15 protein-coding genes and 1 tRNA gene are annotated in these 18,420 nt (G+C 47.1%); 7 read left to right on the plus strand and 9 right to left on the minus strand.

The window, feature by feature from the left end; translation table 11 throughout:
- The first annotated feature begins 9 nt into the window (after window positions 1-9).
- Window positions 10-1,140: an efflux RND transporter periplasmic adaptor subunit gene (locus BMZ51_RS06720; RefSeq protein WP_068005034.1), complete on the plus strand. Its 1,131-nt coding sequence runs from the start codon at window positions 10-12 to the stop codon at window positions 1,138-1,140.
- A 3-nt stretch (window positions 1,141-1,143) separates the two neighbouring features.
- Window positions 1,144-4,359, plus strand: coding sequence for an efflux RND transporter permease subunit (locus BMZ51_RS06725; protein ID WP_068005036.1), 3,216 nt, complete (start codon window positions 1,144-1,146; stop codon window positions 4,357-4,359).
- 203 nt (window positions 4,360-4,562) lie between these two features.
- On the opposite strand, the gene BMZ51_RS24840 is transcribed toward BMZ51_RS06725, so the two are convergent.
- Window positions 4,563-4,814: an EamA family transporter gene (locus tag BMZ51_RS24840; protein WP_139201348.1), complete on the minus strand. Its 252-nt coding sequence runs from the start codon at window positions 4,812-4,814 to the stop codon at window positions 4,563-4,565.
- Between the two features lie 203 nt (window positions 4,815-5,017).
- Complete coding sequence (locus BMZ51_RS06735) at window positions 5,018-5,716, minus strand: helix-turn-helix transcriptional regulator (protein ID WP_068005039.1); 699 nt, start codon at window positions 5,714-5,716, stop codon at window positions 5,018-5,020.
- A gap of 55 nt (window positions 5,717-5,771) precedes the next feature.
- Between BMZ51_RS06735 and BMZ51_RS06740 the strand changes: the two genes are divergently transcribed.
- Complete coding sequence (locus BMZ51_RS06740) at window positions 5,772-6,137, plus strand: VOC family protein (protein ID WP_068005041.1); 366 nt, start codon at window positions 5,772-5,774, stop codon at window positions 6,135-6,137.
- 717 nt (window positions 6,138-6,854) lie between these two features.
- On the opposite strand, the gene BMZ51_RS06745 is transcribed toward BMZ51_RS06740, so the two are convergent.
- A complete protein-coding gene (locus BMZ51_RS06745; protein WP_068005044.1) occupies window positions 6,855-7,919 on the minus strand; it encodes a tyrosine-type recombinase/integrase in 1,065 nt (354 codons plus the stop codon).
- Window positions 7,920-8,248: 329 nt separating this feature from the next.
- Between BMZ51_RS06745 and BMZ51_RS06750 the strand changes: the two genes are divergently transcribed.
- The 4 genes from BMZ51_RS06750 to BMZ51_RS06770 all read left to right on the plus strand — a co-directional run bounded on the left by BMZ51_RS06750 (window position 8,249) and on the right by BMZ51_RS06770 (window position 12,043).
- Window positions 8,249-8,674, plus strand: coding sequence for a helix-turn-helix domain-containing protein (locus BMZ51_RS06750; protein WP_161941215.1), 426 nt, complete (start codon window positions 8,249-8,251; stop codon window positions 8,672-8,674).
- Window positions 8,675-9,185: 511 nt separating this feature from the next.
- Window positions 9,186-9,899, plus strand: coding sequence for a restriction endonuclease (locus BMZ51_RS06760; protein ID WP_068005049.1), 714 nt, complete (start codon window positions 9,186-9,188; stop codon window positions 9,897-9,899).
- A gap of 145 nt (window positions 9,900-10,044) precedes the next feature.
- Window positions 10,045-11,085, plus strand: a complete 1,041-nt coding sequence (locus BMZ51_RS06765; protein WP_068005053.1) for a thymidylate synthase — start codon at window positions 10,045-10,047, stop codon at window positions 11,083-11,085.
- Window positions 11,086-11,101: 16 nt separating this feature from the next.
- Window positions 11,102-12,043: an alpha-glutamyl/putrescinyl thymine pyrophosphorylase clade 3 protein gene (locus BMZ51_RS06770; RefSeq protein ID WP_068005054.1), complete on the plus strand. Its 942-nt coding sequence runs from the start codon at window positions 11,102-11,104 to the stop codon at window positions 12,041-12,043.
- On the opposite strand, the gene BMZ51_RS06775 is transcribed toward BMZ51_RS06770, so the two are convergent.
- The 6 genes from BMZ51_RS06775 to BMZ51_RS06805 form a co-directional block, all read right to left on the minus strand.
- Window positions 12,040-13,149 (minus strand): ImmA/IrrE family metallo-endopeptidase, encoded by a 1,110-nt coding sequence (locus BMZ51_RS06775; RefSeq protein ID WP_068005060.1) that lies wholly within the window; start codon window positions 13,147-13,149, stop codon window positions 12,040-12,042. The genes BMZ51_RS06770 and BMZ51_RS06775 overlap by 4 nt on opposite strands.
- 548 nt (window positions 13,150-13,697) lie before the next feature.
- Complete coding sequence (mobF, locus tag BMZ51_RS06780) at window positions 13,698-14,837, minus strand: MobF family relaxase (RefSeq protein WP_068005063.1); 1,140 nt, start codon at window positions 14,835-14,837, stop codon at window positions 13,698-13,700.
- Window positions 14,838-14,849: 12 nt separating this feature from the next.
- Window positions 14,850-16,658: a type IV secretion system DNA-binding domain-containing protein gene (locus BMZ51_RS06785; protein WP_068005064.1), complete on the minus strand. Its 1,809-nt coding sequence runs from the start codon at window positions 16,656-16,658 to the stop codon at window positions 14,850-14,852.
- A complete protein-coding gene (locus tag BMZ51_RS06790; protein ID WP_068005066.1) occupies window positions 16,659-16,958 on the minus strand; it encodes a hypothetical protein in 300 nt (99 codons plus the stop codon).
- Complete coding sequence (locus tag BMZ51_RS06795; protein WP_068005067.1) at window positions 16,955-18,055, minus strand: helix-turn-helix domain-containing protein; 1,101 nt, start codon at window positions 18,053-18,055, stop codon at window positions 16,955-16,957. Before BMZ51_RS06795 ends, BMZ51_RS06790 begins: the two co-directional genes overlap by 4 nt.
- A gap of 256 nt (window positions 18,056-18,311) precedes the next feature.
- Window positions 18,312-18,388 (minus strand) — tRNA-Arg (locus tag BMZ51_RS06805).
- Window positions 18,389-18,420: the final 32 nt, after the last annotated feature.

The raw sequence follows: 18,420 nt of genomic DNA on the forward strand, positions 1-18,420 counted from the left end.
GAGCATTGAATGTCAAAGCGAATTCTATGGTTTTTAGCTGCACTTGTGTTGTTGGCTACTGTAGGTACCTACGTTTCTTTTTTGGAAGATACAAGCGATGTGAATGATGGTGCTGCAGAAGCCGCTCTGCCGATCGTGAGCTATGTTTATGCACAGCCATCAGACAATGTGGGTTACATTTCAGTGTTTGCCGAGGTTCGGCCCCGTTGGAAAGCGGATCTGAAAGCGCGCGTGTCTGGCACATTGCTCTCCGTTTCACCAAAAGCTCTTGAAGGTCGGCAAGTGACGGAAGGGCTCGTGATGGCGCAGCTTGACCAACGCATCTACGAAGCGCAATTGGACAATGCAAGGTATCAGCGCGCTTCAGCTGAGTTCAATCTGAAAAAAAAACAGAACAAGCATCTTCTTGCCGTGAAGAACTGGAACGCTTTGCACCCGGGCAAGCAACCTCCGGAAATGGCGGTGCATATTCCAGAGCTGCGCGTTGCGGAAAAGGCATTGCAAGCGGAAGTCGCACGTGTCGAGGTCGCTCAGTATGATCTGGATTCAACAAGTATAAAAGCACCGTTCTCAGGTTTTGTAACCAAGAGGCATCTGAGCGTGGGGCAGAGCATTTCTGCTGGTGACACTCTCTTTACTTTGTTGGATGCAGAGCAGTTGGACATCACGGTCTCACTGGATCAGAAACAGTGGGACCTGTTGGAGAAAGAATGGCAGGACAAACCGGCCCGCATTTTCAATGAAGCAAAAGAGTTGATTGGTCTTGCGCAAATTCAACAAGGTGGGGGTTTTCTCGACCCTGTATCCAGACGCTATCAATTGTTTCTGGAGGTGCTTAACACACCGGAAATGACTGTGCTGCCTGGTGAGTTCGTAACAGTTCAACTGCAAAGTACAGTCATCAAAGATAGTCTGAAACTCCCTGCTTCATCTCTCACACAAGAAGGTTACATTTGGTTTTTAGACCAAAGGGACGAACTGCAGCGGTTTGAGGCATCCATTGTTTCCCGCAATGATACCCAAATCACTGTTAAAATGCCGGAAGTTCTCCGCAATCAAGAAGAACTACGTTTTGTTCACTTGCCAATGGCTGCGTTTTTGCCAGGTCAGCACGTGACACCAACACCAGCGGGGCACTAATTCATGAATTGGCTTACAAACTGGTTCATACGCAACCCGGTTGCTGCGAACCTGATAATGGCATTTATCCTGATTGCCGGCGTGTCTTCTTTGATGACAATCCGTATCGAGGGGTTTCCTAAGCTTCCAGCGGATACAATTACAATTACGACAACCCTGCCCAACGCTTACACTGAGCAAGTTGACAAGCAGATTACCCGCAAGATCGAAAAGGCATTGGAAGACCTGAGCGGGGTGAAGAACGTAAGCTCTATCTCACAGCCAGGTGTTTCTGTCATTTCTGTTGAAAAGACCAGCAATACAAAGCTGACCACATTGCTTGATGATATCCGCCTGAAAGTGGACGGTATTTACAACCTGCCCAAAAAGGCGGAGCGCCCAGTGATCGAAAAGAACAACATGGATATGCCAGCCATGTTTGTTCAGGTCTATGGAGCAGCAGACTTTAAGACACAACAACGTATCGCGCGACAGCTGCGTAACAAACTGCTTGCCAGCCCGGAAGTGTCACGCTTGCAGCAGTGGGGTTTGCAGACCGAGCAAATTAAAATTGGTCTGGAACCTTACATGCTGGAGCGCTTGAACCTCACGCCTGTTCAGGTGATGGAGAAAATTCAGGAGTCTTCACTATACTTCCCGGGAGGCACGCTGAAGACTGAAGGTGGCTATATCTCTCTGCGTGCCGACAGTCAGGCCTACTACAAAGCGGATTTCGAAAGCATACCGATCATCCAATGGGAAGATGGCACCACAACAAGGCTGGGTGACATTGCAACTGTTGAAGATGCGTTTGCTGACATCGATATGGAAGCTCGATTCAACGGCAAGGAGTCCGTTGGTCTGGAAATCCTCATTGGTCGGAAAGATAACCTCATCAATGTTTCTGAGGATGTTAAACGGATCATTGCAGAGTTCAAGAAAACGCTGCCGTCAGGCGTAGAAATCGGCATCTGGGGTAACTCAAGCGATTACATCGAAGACCGCCTAAGTCTGCTCAGCTCAAACGCCCTGCAAGGTTTAGCCCTTGTATTGCTGATGCTGTCATTGTTTCTCAACGTCAAACTGGCCTTCTGGGTAGCTATGGGTATTCCCGTATCGCTGGCTGGCGCATTTGCTGTGGGTACCCTTGGTTGGATTGACTATTCGTTGAATGACATCACCACCTTTGGCCTCATCATTGCCCTTGGCATCCTCGTGGATGACGCTGTGGTGGTAGGCGAAAGCGTGTTCGAGCAGCGCAAGCGCTACGCCAATCCGCTTAAAGGTACAGCGGAGGGTGTTCGCAAGGTAGCCGTTGCAACCGTTTGTGGTGTGCTGACAACAACAGCTGCGTTCTTCCCAATGCTGCTTATGGGGAGCCAGCTTGGTAAAGTACTGGGCAGTTTTGCCGGCATTGTTATCCTCGCGCTGATGTTCTCGCTGTTTGAGAGTAAGTTCATCCTGCCAGCACACCTGGCATACATCTCTCTTGAGGAGAAAAAAAAGAACCCAATGTCCAAAGCCTGGGGCAAAGTTCAGGGCTTCGCTCGGGGGGGCTTATTCTGGTTCCGCGATCACATTTATGTCCACGTTTTGGGGTGGGCGTTACGCCAACGCTATGCTGTGTTTGTTGGCTTCATTGCTGTGGCGGCGCTTGTGTTTGGTCTCATGTATAAGGGTAAGATCCATTCTGTGTTCTTCCCGGAAATTCCAGGGCAGTACATTGTCGTAAACATGGAGATGGACCCACGCGCACCATTTGAGTTGACAAAGCGAAACATCACCACCATCGAGGACATGGTACAAGCCATCGATCGTTCATACAAAGAGGAGCGACCGCACGCTGGAGGGGTCTTGCAAAATGTCTTCCGCGTGGTCTCAGACAGCAACACAGCTGCAATTTATGCAGAGCTTCGTCCTCTGGATGAGCGTGGGGATGCCAAAACCGTAGACATTCTGAACCAATGGAAGCAACGCACCGGTACTTTGGAAGGGGTCTCCAAACTCACGTTCTCAGGCTTTGAAGAGATTGGGGGTGGTTTCAAGATCCGTTTGATTGGCGAAGACGTCGATCAGTTGCGCCTGGCAAGTGCAGAGCTAATTGCAGAGCTGGAAAAGCGTGATGGTGTGAATAACCTTCGCGATAGTTTCAAAGCTGGGCAACCCGAGCTACGTTTGACGTTGAAGCCAGAAGCGCGTCATCTGGGCTTTACCGCTGAACGACTTGCAAGTCAGGTCTCACATCAGTTTGGTGGCGGTGAAGCGCAGCGTATTCAGCGTGGCAACAACGAAGTGCGCGTTGTCGTTCGCAACACACTGGATGCACGTGATGCTATTGTTGATTTGCTGCAAACTCGTCTGAAAAGCCAAACGGGAACATGGGTCACTTTGCAATCAATTGCGCAAGTTGAAGCCCGGTATGTACCTGGACACGTCTATCGCCGCAATGGCGATCAGGTCACGACTATTGAAGCTGACATTAACAAACAGATCGTTGCTCCGGCCGAGCTTGGTCAGGAAATTTTTACCGTTGTTGCGCCCCAACTCCAACAGCGGTACCCTGGCGTGAAAGTGGAGCGGGGCGGCGAGCTGGAGGAAATGGGTGAGGTTAAAGGAAGTATGAACCGCGCCATTATCATCACCTGTTTCCTCATCTTCGTTTTGCTAGCAATTCCATTGAAGTCCTACTTCATGCCACTTATTATCATGTCTGTGGTGCCCTTTGGTATTGTTGGAGCTGTGCTTGGTCATGTCATTATCGGCATCCCGTTCAGCCTCATGTCCATCTTTGGTTTACTAGCGCTCATAGGGGTGATCGTTAACGACTCTCTCGTCATGGTCACCCACTACACCCACCTGCGTGAGGATGGGGTCGACCATCTTGAGGCCACACAGCGTAGCGGGACAGATCGTTTTCAGGCGATCTTTCTGACCACCGCAACGACTGTAGCAGGCCTTATGCCACTGATCCGTGAGACCTCAGAGCAGGCTATGTATCTAATCCCCGCAGCTGTTTCACTTGCTTACGGCGAAATCTTTGGAACACTGATCACCCTGATCCTTATCCCGGTACTTATTGCGATTGCAGAAGATATTCGCGTCTTCTTATTCGGCAAACGCAACAAAATGCTGGAGTACGCACAAATGGAACGCGAGGAAACCCGGGAAGCGGAATTTCGGGGTCACACTGCTATTGATCGTAACGATGTGTTTCAAGGCTTTGAGAGGGAGAAAGCCTAGCAAAACTGTTGGAGCATTCCCTTCAGCATATCACTCAGTTCTGAGACCATTATATTTGATGGTTAGATAGGGGGGCTCAGCGGCGCTGGATTGGCCTAAGAAAAGCGGAGAGCCTTTTGCTTGTTGCGGTGCGCGCAAGCGCATTTGGCCAAAGCTGTGAGTGGTGGAGTGCGCTAACCTTTGCGGGTGTTGATATGCTAGCGTTAATACCCCAAGTTAAATGAGTTCCGTTTAAATTGTGCCAGCGCCATAGAGACCGTTTCGCCAATCCCTATCACTGCAGCTGCAAGTACAGTTTCAGTGATGTGGGGGCTCAGAATGAGGAAGGTCAGGAAAATGACGATGAGCGGTTGAACTGCGCCGACTGTTGCGGCAATGCCTACTGGCAAGCGGTGGGCGGCAACGAAAAGCAGCGTCCAGAACAAGGTAAAGTTGAGAGCACCCAGAACAGACACGCGCGCCAACCAGGAGAGGACACCGGAGAGTTTCCTTCAAGGGGTGACCGGTCTTTGCAGATGAGATTACGCTCGCTTTCTAAAGAGCTTCTCCCAGCATACGATAGCGCGGATACTAAATAAGAAATTAAGTAATTAGAGCCCGAACTACTGATTGTTGCACTTTACATGCCGGCAGATAAATAACTCAAATGGTCTAGAGTTCAACGCGTTGATTGTCCGTTCTGCCACTCTATGTACAAATCACTTCGTCTTCGGGGGAACCCGTCTTGCAACTGCACGCGGAACTGAATGCGGTCTGTACGAAAATGTCGGAAACCTTCGCTGACTTCGCACCAGCCGACCAAAACCCGGCTATTTGGAAAATATCCGATTGCAATGGGCCAAATGATCCGTTCAGACGCTACACCCGCTGGATTTTTGTACCTGATCTTCAGCTTGCGCTCACGCCGTATTGCCTCCCTTAGATCACCCAAATCTTCTCCTGTAAACGTTTCTTCGGCTGGATTACCAACCCCGTTTGGTATCGCCGCAACTGCCTCCAGCACAGTCTCCGGCACGACCCGTTTAACTTTAGCAATTATCTGTTTTGATGCCTCGCTAAGAGGCTTATCACCAAACCTCGAAACCCACTTCATGCCGAGCATTAAGGCGAACATTTCCTCCTCGGAAAACATCAACGGGGGTAGGAAGAAGCCTTGGTTCAGGACGTACCCGACGCCTGGCTCGCCCTCAATGTCAGCACCTTCGGCTTGGAGCGTTGCAATGTCGCGATAGAGGGTCCGAAGGCTGGTGCCCAGTTCCTGAGCGAGTTCACGACCGCACACGGGGTATCGGGACTTTCGGAGGATCTGAAGCAGACGGAGCAATCGAGATGTGCGCATAGTGAAAGATACTGCCATTATTTGGCAGTGTCACCTGTAAAGTTATCTCATCACTAACCACGAGGACTTTAAAATGCTCACTCCAAACCTATTCATCCTGTATGTCTCCGACCCGCTTGAAAGCGCAAAGTTCTACGAACAAATAATCGGAGAACCGCCTGTTGGTTTCCCGACATATCAGGCTTTTGAGTTCGATAATGGCCTTATATTTGGTCTTTGGTCGACCAGTGCGAAAAATTTTGTATCTGGCGGTGAGGGCCATCGTTCCGAATTGGCGTTCCAAGTCGAAAACGAAGAAATCGTGAGAAATCTTTACGCCCAGTGGCGCGAAATTGGCGTCGAAATCGAGCAAGAATTGGAAGAAGCCGTATCTGGCCTCACCTTCGTTGCGCTCGATCCAGATGGACATCGTATCCGGGTAAACCTGCCCGATGGTTAGAGCATCACACTACACCTGGCGTTGGCATTGCCTGCTAGAGCAATGCCTCCTTCGGCTCTTTGACATTCATGTAAAACCAATCGCGTGTTTTTGAAGATGCTGGCAAATATACCGTAAGCAAAACGATCTTGAGATTAGACGCCATTGGATCCACTTTGTCCTGCAAGTCTTAATCCCGAGCTCAGCGAACTTGTACTTTCAGCTTTTAGGAACAAGTTTGATGTGATCGCCTTGGAATTGATGCCTAGTTACGGCAGTCTGTGCAGCAAAAGGCCAAATGGCAGCTAAGGTCACTGAGCAATATGCTACGTTCACGACGCCCAAGACCAGAGAAAGGCTGCAACGATCCGAGTGTGACACACTGTATTCGTTGAAGCTTGTGGTCTTATGGGGCTGGTATGATTGGTTTTCGTAGAAAACGACTTCAACCAGGAGCATACCTGCATTTTATGTCACTGTCGCTACCAGCCTTCAAACGTTAACGAGCTTTGAGGGAGGCGGTGCAGGCAAGGCCAAATTTGGCAGTGTTGATTGTGATTCTAAGTCATTGAAAAATATGGTGCACCCGGCAGGATTCGAACCTGCGGCCTCTGCCTTCGGAGATAAGATGTCCATTTATTATCCTTTAAATTCAGTATGTTATTATTTTTTATGCGGTGATTTAGTGCGTTTTGTGCTGTTTTGCTCCGTACAACATCCGGAACAAATCCGGAGACATTAAAATGCCTCTGCCGCCCCTTTTTCGAAGTCTGGATGGTGATGTCCGTAAACTCGGATGAGTGTTTCGACCGACATTCCTAGAAAACCTGCAGCTACGTGATGATCTACACCTTTTTGCATTAGCCAAGTTGCGCAGGTGTGCCTGAGTGTATGGGGCACTATTGTCTCATCACCGTCTTCGCCACCAAAAGCTTCTTTTACCGCAGCTGCAAAACCCTTCCTCACATCCTTGATCGGCTTACCTTGGTAGGTGATTACATACTCGTCATCGGGATATTTCTTTCTTCTGGCGATTAGGTATTTTCGTAGACGCTTTGGTATCTTATTCTTTGGCCGCCGCTTTGTTGTCCTTCGCCTGCCAACTGGGTTCCAGTCGATGTAATTTGACACAAAGTCGATGTCACTCCATTTAAGGGAGAGAATGGCTTCTTTCCGCTTCCCTGTTAGCACAGCGATCTTGTAATAAAGTTCTAAATGCTCGCCAGATTTTGGTCGATTTTGGATCGCTCGCAAGAGCGCTTTCGCCTCTCGAAAGGTCAAAAATCTCGTCCTACCCTCTTCTTTTGGGGGAAGATAAACCTCCACATTGCTTGTAAGTAGCTTACCTACGGATTTGTTGATGGCGGCCCTTAGAACACCCAAGTCACGGCGAATTGTTTCGTTAGCACTTTGGCGCCACTGTACGAATTCTTCACAGGATTCTTCATCGATTTCAGACACGAAACGGCCTTCCCAATATTTCGTCAGTGGGATAGCGGCATACTGAGCACGCTCGAAACCTGCCTTTTTCGTTGCATCTTTTTCCGCCACATCGCCTAGTCGTGTCAGATATTTGGCGATGACATCAGTAATTAGAACTTCCGAGCAAGGTAGAGCATCCCCTCGGCTATAGTTTCTAATCTTCCACTCTGCGAAGATTAAGTCCGCCGCCTTGCGATCTTTTGTACGAGTCGAGCGCTCTCGGCTCCCTTTTCCTTGTTCAGTCCAGAAAATGTACCAATTGCCAGTTTTTGGGCTCTTTCTGTCTCTTTCGAGGTAGGGATTGATGATTTTTCCGTGCATGCTTTCACCATATTTTCTTCGATACAGCGTTCCCAAGCTCCGGATGGAATCTTGGGATTTCTGCGTCCGGGAGTTAAGTAAATGTGATCTAGTTGTTGAGCTTTAATCAGCAAGCGAACCGCAGAGACGGGGACACCGACACGAGCAGCAAGTTCTTTGGGTGTTTCAAGGCAACTCACAGACACCTCCAAGAAATTCGTTTAATTTTGTGAACTGCTGTTTTACAATGTTAGCAGTTATACAATAATGTCTACATACGTATTTATTGTAACAAAGTCAATGAATTTGTAGACGTATTTGTATGTATGTATACATTTGTGGAGTTTGTAGTGTCGAATGAAGATCTAGGCGCTAGGATTGAGGCCATAAGAAAAAAAGCAGGACTGAGGCAGTTGGACTTCTGTAAAGTGCTTGGTGTGAGCCGTGCTTCGCTTCACAATTATATGAAAGGCGAACGCGATCTTCCTTCAAGTATATTGCTGACGTTGCACCGAGAATTTCAAGCAGACCCGAGCTGGGTTTTGTTGGGTGAAGGCGAGAAGAGTCTTTCTGAGCATGAAAAAATAATCGCAGAAAATACCTTGCTTATAGGCAAGGTTGTAGATGAGAGAATTCTTGAATTAGGGATGACTGTACGCCCGGAAAAGCGCGATGAAACTGTTCTATTCTTTTTGGCTGAATTCAAAAAGAATAGAACGGGCTATACACTCGAAGTTGAAAATGTTGACCGAGTTTTGAGGCTTGTGGCAGCATGAGGCGTTTGAGTGAAACAGAGGTTAGAGCCGCAGTTCGAGGGGGTGTCTCTCGGGATGGTGAAATCTCGCGCCCCCTAGAAAACGATGCGACGGCTATAAAATGCTTTGGCTGTGGTCAAATGGAGTACCGCGCTCGTGAAGTTTGCCGATGTGGATACTATCTGAGAGGTCAGCTCGAGGCTGAACGTCAGCGCAATGCTGATGATTATCTATCGAGAGAACGTAATCGATTTAATCAATTGCGAAAGAGAAGAAATATATCTTTAGTCGCGTTTATTTTAGCACTTTTTCTGGGAGGTTTATACGTCACCGGGAATTTGACAATGATAGGTGATACACTAGCGCGATATGCCTTCCTTGTTTCCGTGGTCTTCGTATTTGGATCTTTAAAGATAATCAGAGAGCTTGAGCGGCAAATGGTAGAGCTGTCTAAAAGGCTGAACTGAAACAAAAGGAATTGAGGGTAAAAGTAGAACTTTAATTGCTTGAAACTAAAGGATATTTTTGAGTAATGAAAATACCTGATTGGAAAAAATATCAAGAAGACACAGCCGAATTCTTCCGATCACTAGGACTTGAAGCTAAAACTGATTATGCGATTGAAGGTGTGAGAACTAAGCACGATATTGATGTGTTTGTTGTCTCGAAGCTTGTCGGCTTGAATGCTATTTGGTTGATTGAATGTAAGTACTGGGCTCGACCAGTTTCTAAACTGCATGTTTTGGCACTGAGGGAAATTGTTTCTGATGTAGGAGCTGACAAGGGCATAATATTGTCAGAGAATGGGTTTCAAAAAGGCGCTGTCGAGGCTGCAAAATTTACAAACATTGAAGTTAACTCATTGGCAAAGCTAAGAGGCCAACTAGAAACCGTGGTCTACTCGATAAGGCTTCGCAATTTAGCGGCTAGAGTGACTGCTTGTGAGAAAAAATATTGGAGCTTACCGAAAAGTAAACGAATCGAGTTTGGACTTAGGCCACCGGGAGGTATTGGATTTGGATACAACGGCGGTTCGGTAATTGATGCTTGCCGAAACTTTTTATTCGAAGCTGCGACTAATGATTTTCCATTCAGTACTGGTCTCTATTTTGATATGCCAGATATGTTGGGTGTTCGTGTACCTGAAGTATTAAAATCAAATCAGGATGTAAATAATTGGATTGAGCCGATGGTTGAGATTTTGGAGAAGAAAATCGAAACTGTGCCTATTGCTTCTCATGACTAAAAAGCAATAGTTCGGTGCGAATAAACGTCTCTTAAAGCAACCAGAGGTTGATAAGCGGGGCTATCACTCATAAGTTCATTCTATCCGCAATCGCACTTGGCCTTGTGAAATGTATTCTGTTAGCGCTGCAAATCTAGATGAGCTAATGAACTCGGTTTACTCTCGTTTATTAAACGGTAAGGGAGTAGAGCGAGTAGAATCCTCTACAAAAGGAGCTAATACCGAAGTATTCGGAGCTTTGCTGGAGTTAAGGAACCCTAGAGCTCGGCTCAGTAGGTCTCAAAGTCGAGGTAAGGTGTTTAGTGCTTTAGGTGAGCTAACTTGGTACCTTTCTGGAAGCCAACGTATTGATTTTATTAAATATTACCTGCCAAAGTATCATGAGTTTTCTAATGATAAGATAACAGCCAACGGGGCATATGGACCCCGTTTGTTTGGTTTAGATGGCGCTGCCAGAAAAAGCAAAGAAAGCCAATGGGACAGAGTTATTGAAACTTTGAGAACACGCCCTGATTCAAGAAATGCAATCATTCAAGTTTTTTCTAACGATGACGCATTTGACGAAAATAAAGATAAGCCCTGTACCTGCACCCTCCACTTTGCGATTAGGAACAAAAAATTACAACTTCATACGCACATGCGGTCCAATGATGCTGTAAAGGGCCTCCCTCACGATATATTTTCATTTACGATGTTGCAGGAAATAGCGGCCAGAGAGCTCGATGTTGATCTTGGCAGATACAAGCATTCTGTGGCCAGTCTACATATATATGACGATAAACCAGAGAGCGAAACAGAAAGCGCTGATCTCTCAAGATCTGCAGCTCAAAATTTCTTAAAAAGTGGCAAATTCGAGCATATTCCAATGCCTCATATGCCGGCTGGTGACCCATGGATTGGAGTTCAAGAGTTGCTTAAGGCTGAAAGCCATTTCCGTAGGGGAGATTTCGATTATGCTGTGCCAAATACCTTAGATGCATACTGGAAGGATTTAGCCTCTTTGCTATTAGCTCATTCCCTATTCAAGAGAACAATCAATTTGGAAAGCTCTCGTTCTGAGTACATTAGCTTGCTGCGTAGGATTGCTAGCATTGCGAGATCAATGACTTCACAGGTGTATCGGTTGTATATTCAAGACAGACTTGCGCACAGAGATGTTCCTATTAGGGACTTGTTCTCGAGATAATTGGGAGGGAAAGTAGTTGGCAGTTGGCTTGCATAGGCAAAGATTTAAAGAAATCCTCGAGAACTTAGAACGTTATGAGAATGATCACGGTCGATTGCTAGGTTTGTCTAGCTTAGCTCGTCGAAAATGCTTAGCTGAGCAGATGGTCTCGAGTATCCGTAGAATTGAGTTTGTTCGTCAAGTCCTTGGTAGAGGTGTTGGTCCGTCGAGAGCCGATCCGCATTCTTCTATGTTTGATCCAATTAAAGGCGCTATTCATTTAACTAGAAATGGCGATTATGATGGGGCAGTCTGGCTGGCTTTTATTCAGACTCATTTTGGTAAACACGCTGACGATGGTTGGAAGTTAGCTGCTAATGTTTATGGTTCATTCGGGGGAGGTCCAGTTTGGGACTTTTCTACCTATGGAGCGAATCTTGGTGGCTTCCTTGAGATGTTGCAAAAGAACACTGCCCTTCTCAATCAGAAAAGTGTGGCTGGAAGATTCTCCAATCATCGAAAATATCAAAGTAAGCAGCCCCACAGAATAGCTGAAACTTTCCGGACCTATTATGAGTGGCAAACTCAGGCTGGTGGCTTTAGAGATTTAGTTCAGCAGATCCATAAGGAAAGAGGGCAACATCCTGCTGAAGCCTTTGATGGATTGTATAAGTCAATGCGAGGGGTGGCAGGGTTTGGTCAAGGACGTCTAGGACGCTTCGATTTTCTAACAATGCTCGGCAAGCTAGACTTGGCTCCAATAGAACCGGGGTCTGTTTATTTGGATAAGGCCACAGGACCGCTTGCTGGTGCACGCTTGCTGTTTTTCGATAATAGAGATTACAATATCACAGGTAAAGTACTGCAATCGCGTGTTGATAGTCTCGATGCATACTTGCAAACAGGCAAACAGGTTATTGAAGACAGTATATGCAACTGGCAAAAAAGCCCTGAGCGATTTGTTTATTTCCGAGGCTAGCGAACTACAGGAACGTGTGGATCGCTTTCCCATCGATACCTTCTCTTGAGGTCATTAAATTGATTTTGGCGTAAAGTTCCCAGCTTTTGAAGTTGACCTACTAAAATACCGGGTGTGATACCGGCTTTACGGGCAAAACTTCGAATAGTTGCCCGATTGAGTGACGTCCGTAGTATCTTTGCGCGAAGCTCGGGCTCAATCAAAATATCTTGCGAGAATGTATCAGCTTCGGCTTCAGAATTTTGATATCCAAAGGGTGAAGGATCGGTTCCATCTACATCGATATGGTCGCCACCATGAAGAACTATGTGGGCAGCCTCATGGAAAAACGTAAACCAGAAATGATCTTCGCTTAAATATCTGAAGCTTAATAAAATTATTGGATTTCCGTTTGCATTTCGCCAAGATGCTCCACTTGCGCGGCATCCCTCTAATGTTCTCGAGGTGACAAGAGCTACGCCAGTTTCAGCGCATGCTTTTTGAAGTTTTGACAAAAAGATCGATGGATGCTTGTAGGCACAAAGTTGCTTTATATATGGCAACAGTTCTTGAAACTCAGAAGCGGAGTATGAAGGTAGATTGATATTTTCCGTGTCTTTTTCTGCTGTACGCAACCATGCCAAAGTAGAGAGTTCATTTGCTTCAAAGGCAAAAGAGGTTCGAAAAGCGACAGCGCCAATTCCACTAGAGTATCTACTATTCCAATCGTGCAAGTCTTTGCACCCAAAGAAGTTTAAGATCTCAGAGCCAATATGCTTCCTGTTGACGTGCGTGGGAAGCCAACCTAGTTTTTTAAGTGAGGAAACTGGGAATTGCTTAGACCATTCAGCCAGATCAGTTTTTTTTTCCGCGAGTTCTAAACGGCGATTGTCATGTATGTATTCAGCATACCGTTTACGCCAGAATCTTTCGGATGAACCTAGTGTTGTTGATAATGCATTTGCGAGGGAAGCTGATATTTCTAGCTGGCCCTCCATTAATTTTTGAAACTTATCATCACTTATGCCAATGCGTGATGCAAGTTCGCATTCATCAATGTCTGCCAAGATCATCATTCGTAGAATGGTATCGCCCGGTGGTGATGCCCATTGTGGTTCTAATGTCATTTGGCTTCGCTCCCATCAACCACTAAATAGTCAATGTGTATTCTGTACGCATCCTTCCAACTACTTGTTGTTACACCGTCAGTCAACGTAACTAATGTACAGCCGATGTCGAAAGGCCAAATCAGCTTATAATTTCCTTGAACTGAAGATATAGTCGTTGGACCACCCGGCACCTCCCCCGCAAAAAATGCAGTTCTAAAGTCGGCCAAAAGCCCAATTAGCAATCGCCCTCTTTTTTCCCCCAGTTCACGGTAGCACAGGTCTTTATCGCACAGCTTCGCCTTTAAGCTGTCTGTAGAAAATGATAGTTCCAACTATAACTTACCTACTCTTGTGACTAAGAGAGCGCCCACGTTCGGTCAAGAAAACTAACTATTTAGGGATGTTTCTTATTTTGCAGCTTAGCGTTGTGTTACTGAGATTTGTAAGAAATATGCGTGTAACCCACCATTTTCTGACATACCGAAATTTTCACACCCCATGCACCTGAAGGTGCATTTTGCGAATGTTGCTTCTGCATGTCGTTGAAGTATATCCTGTATTCTTGCTTACAAATTGTATGACGTTATGCTCTGGTCTTGTGTTACTTTCACAGGTCGCTGAGGCGTATTAGAAAGGACTTGTTGTCGGTGTTTTCGTACTAATCCAAGTTTATTCATCGCGGCGCGGAGCAACTTGACTGTCGAACTTAGAGGCCTCTGCGTTGCTCCTTGTGCTGTGAGTGCGTTGAGGCGCTTTAAGGCGCGATCAAAGCGTCTCTGTGGGGATGTTGGTTCAGTGATGAGTGCTTGATCTTGTCGGATACGCGGTGCTGGTACCTTAATCTCGAGTTTCTTAGCTCGCGCCTGCCACGCCTGAAAAAGGGTAGGTAGTGGGAGTTCTCGTTTGCGTTTCCTAGTCTTCAGTGCGATCAGCTCCATTTGCGACGCAGTGCGATTTTGGATCAGCCTTGCTGCTTGAAGTATCTCTAAGCGTCGTTTTGAAAATGAAAGCTCTGCTTCACGAGAGACCCCGCTGATCTGAATGGTCTCTTGCTTCACCTCCGCTTCATAACCCAGTTGAACAAGTTGTTCGGCGAGTGCCTTACGATACTGTGCTCCGAGTTGCTTTTGCACTTGGTAGAGTGGCTTTGAGAGAATAGCGCCCCAAGTGGTATCTTGCCGCTGTGCCACGTTGAAAATATAGCAGTGCGTGTGAAGTTGCGGATCAAGATCCCTACTAGAGAAGTGTTGAAAGCGAGCAGCGACCATACCAGCAACATTTTCTTTGATGCGTCCACCTTTACCACGCCGACAAATGACATGGTTTTCTTCAGCACAACTCAAAGCTTTTGCAACGGCTCTCTGATGGCCTTTGAGGATGTTGCTTCTATCCTCCCCCGCTGTTAGTGCCCAAAGAACGCTAACGCTCTTAGGGGCGCTAAAAACGAGATCATGACCTGCCGTATGTGTTCGTTTCTTACCACCAACGACTGCAAGCCGCTCTTGTGTTTGCGGATGTAGGCCATGTAACAGCGCAGCAAATTGCTCCTTGCTTACAGATCCTTGTAAATCGAGTGCTTCAGCTCCTTTGCCAAGCCAAAGCCCAGAGCTTTCGTTGCCTTCAGTGTAATACGGTTCACTCTCAAGATGGAGATAATAGTGGGCCGCAGTAACAGCGTTGCCGCGAGCCGCGATTGTAGCAACCATGGGCTAACCTCTTCAAGGCTGCTTTTTATTAAGCAAGCGTTCGAGTTTTTCGGTTTTCAGTTGAGCAGTTTTAGGTGCTGGCACTTTGACCTTACTTGGGCTTTGTGGTGTTGACCGTTGAGGGGTTTGCTTAGATTTTGCCCGCTTCAAAGGGACAAAAGTTTTTCTAAGTTTGGGCAGTGTGATGAAACTGTTCCAGAAAATGTAGGCGTTTGCATCAATGCCAAATAGCAAAAAACTATAGCCTGTTTCGGTGACTTGAAGCTTAGAGAGCAGCTCATTGGGCTTGATAATTGGCCGTGACTTCTTCACCCATTGTTTTGAAGTCGAATTGCCGTTTGCACTGGAGTTTTCAGTAACTTGGAGTTCCTCGATCTCCTGCTCACCAACACTACGCGAAACTTCGTCATTGGAGGGACCGGGCCCCAAACGGCAAACAATGTGATTGCCGATTGTTGAAAGCCAACCATTTGCGACGTCTGAGCCATAAACCTGCTTTAACTGGCCTATGTCCTGTATCACAAGCGCTGCACATAACCCTTTGGAGCGCCCCATATTGATAGCCGACGCAAGCCCCGGCATCTTCGGTAAGTTCCCAAACTCATCGAGAGCAAGGTTTACGCTCTTTGCATCGCTTTCAGGTATATCGGGACTAGCGATGTAACTACCCATGAGGGAGGAAAAGGCGGCTACCCATGAAGCCGATACCTCTCGCGACTTCTCACTCCAACCTAGTATGACTAAGCGCTGTTTTGCTTTGCCCTTTTTCAGCCAATGGCGCATGGCAAACTTTGGAGTATTCCTGCCCCATGCGTGCGCCAGCAGCCGAACTGTTACGAGATTGGTGCTTAAGGTCGATAAAACGTCCATGGTTGAAGAGCGGCTATCGCCTTCAAACAAGATTGCTGATTGCGGAAAATACCGTTTACAGATCGCTCCAAGCTCATCTGGTGTCAGGCAAATATGCGCGTAAAGATCTTGCCAGCTCCATTTGCGCGGCTTCTCTGCCTGAAGTTTCAAAATGATCGCAACTAAAATGTTTTGCGCCGCTTTTGAGAAGAAAGCATTTTTCTCTGATTTCGGTATGAGGTGATTTGCAAGCTCGTGCGCATCCGCTTCATCGGTACAGTCATAGCCAATGAGCCACTCATGGGAGCGGGCGTCTCCGGGGCTAAGTAGGATTGGCTTCGTTGGACCTTCATTGCTTCCCAGTGTGCTTGTAAGAGCGCCTTTTAGATCAAGGGCAATCACAGGCTCTTGCTTTTCGATCCAGTCGCTTACAAGCCGCAGCATAACTTGTGTTTTGCCGCTGCCAGTTCCGCCGCGAATGAGATAGTGACGAAGCTCTTGCTTGAGCGATGAGTTTACGCCCTCAGCGACCGCTGCTCCTTCTCCATTTTGTTGAAGTTGCGGCTTAAGAGAGCTTTGAAACACGCGCAAAGCTTCACGACCTTCAAGCAACCGGCCTCCTGAGGTAACTCTCAATGTTTGTGTAGAGCTTTCAGAGTGTAACAGGTAAGCCCAAACCCCACTTGCAAATGCTATGAGCGTAGAGATTTCTAGTGCATAGATACGAGGCCAAACCGACCACAGAATATCGTATTTGATAAGAAAGTTCTTGCATGAGCCCCATTCTGCTTGAGCATTCACATCCCAGAAAGATTGAAGATGGGCACGTATACAGTTGAGCGCCCCGAACTCTCTGCTGAATGCGACGAAATTTGCCTGCGCTGGAAAGAATTCGAAACCTAAGGTGTACACTCCGACTGCGATGAATCCAGAGCACATTGAGATGAAAACCAAGCGGTAAAACAAAGGCATTTATTGATCCTCCGAACTGGAGTTGAACAGATGCGCAGCGGATAGTGCTAACTCGATAAGTGCGTCGAGTTTTTGGATGTTTTCATCAAGTTGGATTGTAATTCTGTCGAGAAGTTCATCAGACACAGCTCTAGTCCCACTCACATTGAGCCCATCATGAATGAGTTGCCTTGCAACGACGGATTTAGTCGTTCCTAAGGCAAGGGCTCGCACCTCAAGCGAACATTCAGTTTGCTCTTCCAGCCTCACTGAGAGGGTCGTGGTGGTTTTGCTGTTCCTAGCATTGCCTCTGAAAGTCATGATGGTTGGCCCCAAAAGTCGTTTCGGAAAAAGAGACGAGAAAGAAATTGAGGCTCGGCGACAGCCTTGCGCACTAGTTGGTCAAAACAGGCATTTCCAAATTTCACATGAGCACTGTGTTCAACGGGTAGCTGGTGGTTTTTGTAAAGGATCGACGCTAATGTTGCCGCAATAGGTCGGCTGAGCTTCTGACAGGCTTGAGCCCAATTCTCATCGCTGATGCGTAATTGCCGCCTAAGCAAGCTTGCAGTTTCGATGAAGTTGGCCAATGTGTAGCCACCTAGAATATGCATGTTCTCAAGAACGTCAGGATGTGCGTGATCTAGGCATCGCTGAAGCGAGATTTCAACAACGCTTGATCTACTGTTCTGAATATGTGTTTTTTGAATAGTTTTAGATCGTGCGGACATTTTGTCCGTCCGAGACGGCGCTTTTGTCTGTCCCAAATGCCGCTCTTCAACAGGGTTTTCAACAGAGCGTTTCTTGAAAAACGACAGAAGGGAAGAGAGGGCCGTTTTGATATTATTGAGTTGCTCAATTCCACGAACTCGTGAGAGGCGACCAAATGGTAAGATCGTTAGCGCACGTTCCAACGCTTCAGAGCAACTCAGTAAACGGATTTCGCCAAATAGACGCTTGGTGTCTGATTGAAGCACAACAAGCTCTTGTTTGGCCTCTTCGCGCTCTTTAGCCAACTGAAGGAGTTTTGGAACTTTGTTATCGATGAGAGGTTGAAGGTTGATGCCAGAAGTCCAAGCAATGCGTTGATCACCAGTCTTTTCTCTATGCCCATAACGTCGGCTTTTGGGTGCATTTGTCTTAAGGAGCCAGCCTGCTTTAATGAGCCTATTTTCAGCACGAGTAATTGCTCGCTCGTTCAGGTCGAGTTCTTGAGCTGTAACTGGAAGTCTTTGCCAAACAGCGCAGATACGACCCTTCTGAAAATCGTCATCGCGGACTTTCAGTACATAGTGCTTTAGTACCTTGATGTCTGTACCGCTGAGGCCTGCTGCTGGGCCGAACTTGTCTATGAGGGTGAGGACATCAGCGCGAGCGGTGTCTTCTGGCAAACCGTTGTGAGTGAGAGTGAGGCTCATGCGGCACCTCCATCAAGGAGATGCGCTTCATTTGTTGAACTGAGCGGTGCCATGCGGTAAGCTTTTTGTGCAAATTCAAAGTATCCGTTGAACGCGGTGGCAGCCCCTTTGGCGGATTTTTTGTTAGCTGGTAGAAATGGATTTGAAGAGCTGGCATGGCTCAGGAAGTCCGAGCCAAATTTAGGCAAATCCGAAAACGGTCCGGAAGAACCATGTAAGGTTTGCTCTGGAATGTTAGCTAAGCTATTGAAAAATATGGTGCACCCGATAGGATTCGAACCTATGGCCTCTGCCTTCGGAGGGCAGCGCTCTATCCAACTGAGCTACGGGTGCCTTTGGGGCTAGGGTGCCCTTGAGGTGTTGTA

This window comes from Pseudovibrio axinellae (assembly GCF_900110875.1).
GTDB lineage: Bacteria > Pseudomonadota > Alphaproteobacteria > Rhizobiales > Stappiaceae > Pseudovibrio > Pseudovibrio axinellae.

What these genes read in the sequence shown, in the direction of transcription:
- BMZ51_RS06720 (WP_068005034.1), top strand. Translation starts at nt 10, where the DNA reads ATGTCAAAGCGAATTCTATGGTTTTTAGCTGCACTTGTGTTGTTGGCT.
- BMZ51_RS06725 (WP_068005036.1), top strand. Translation starts at nt 1,144, where the DNA reads ATGAATTGGCTTACAAACTGGTTCATACGCAACCCGGTTGCTGCGAAC.
- BMZ51_RS06735 (WP_068005039.1), bottom strand. Translation starts at nt 5,716, where the DNA reads ATGGCAGTATCTTTCACTATGCGCACATCTCGATTGCTCCGTCTGCTT.
- BMZ51_RS06740 (WP_068005041.1), top strand. Translation starts at nt 5,772, where the DNA reads ATGCTCACTCCAAACCTATTCATCCTGTATGTCTCCGACCCGCTTGAA.
- BMZ51_RS06745 (WP_068005044.1), bottom strand. Translation starts at nt 7,919, where the DNA reads ATGCACGGAAAAATCATCAATCCCTACCTCGAAAGAGACAGAAAGAGC.
- BMZ51_RS06760 (WP_068005049.1), top strand. Translation starts at nt 9,186, where the DNA reads ATGAAAATACCTGATTGGAAAAAATATCAAGAAGACACAGCCGAATTC.
- BMZ51_RS06765 (WP_068005053.1), top strand. Translation starts at nt 10,045, where the DNA reads ATGAACTCGGTTTACTCTCGTTTATTAAACGGTAAGGGAGTAGAGCGA.
- BMZ51_RS06775 (WP_068005060.1), bottom strand. Translation starts at nt 13,149, where the DNA reads ATGACATTAGAACCACAATGGGCATCACCACCGGGCGATACCATTCTA.
- mobF (WP_068005063.1), bottom strand. Translation starts at nt 14,837, where the DNA reads ATGGTTGCTACAATCGCGGCTCGCGGCAACGCTGTTACTGCGGCCCAC.
- BMZ51_RS06785 (WP_068005064.1), bottom strand. Translation starts at nt 16,658, where the DNA reads ATGCCTTTGTTTTACCGCTTGGTTTTCATCTCAATGTGCTCTGGATTC.
- BMZ51_RS06790 (WP_068005066.1), bottom strand. Translation starts at nt 16,958, where the DNA reads ATGACTTTCAGAGGCAATGCTAGGAACAGCAAAACCACCACGACCCTC.
- BMZ51_RS06795 (WP_068005067.1), bottom strand. Translation starts at nt 18,055, where the DNA reads ATGAGCCTCACTCTCACTCACAACGGTTTGCCAGAAGACACCGCTCGC.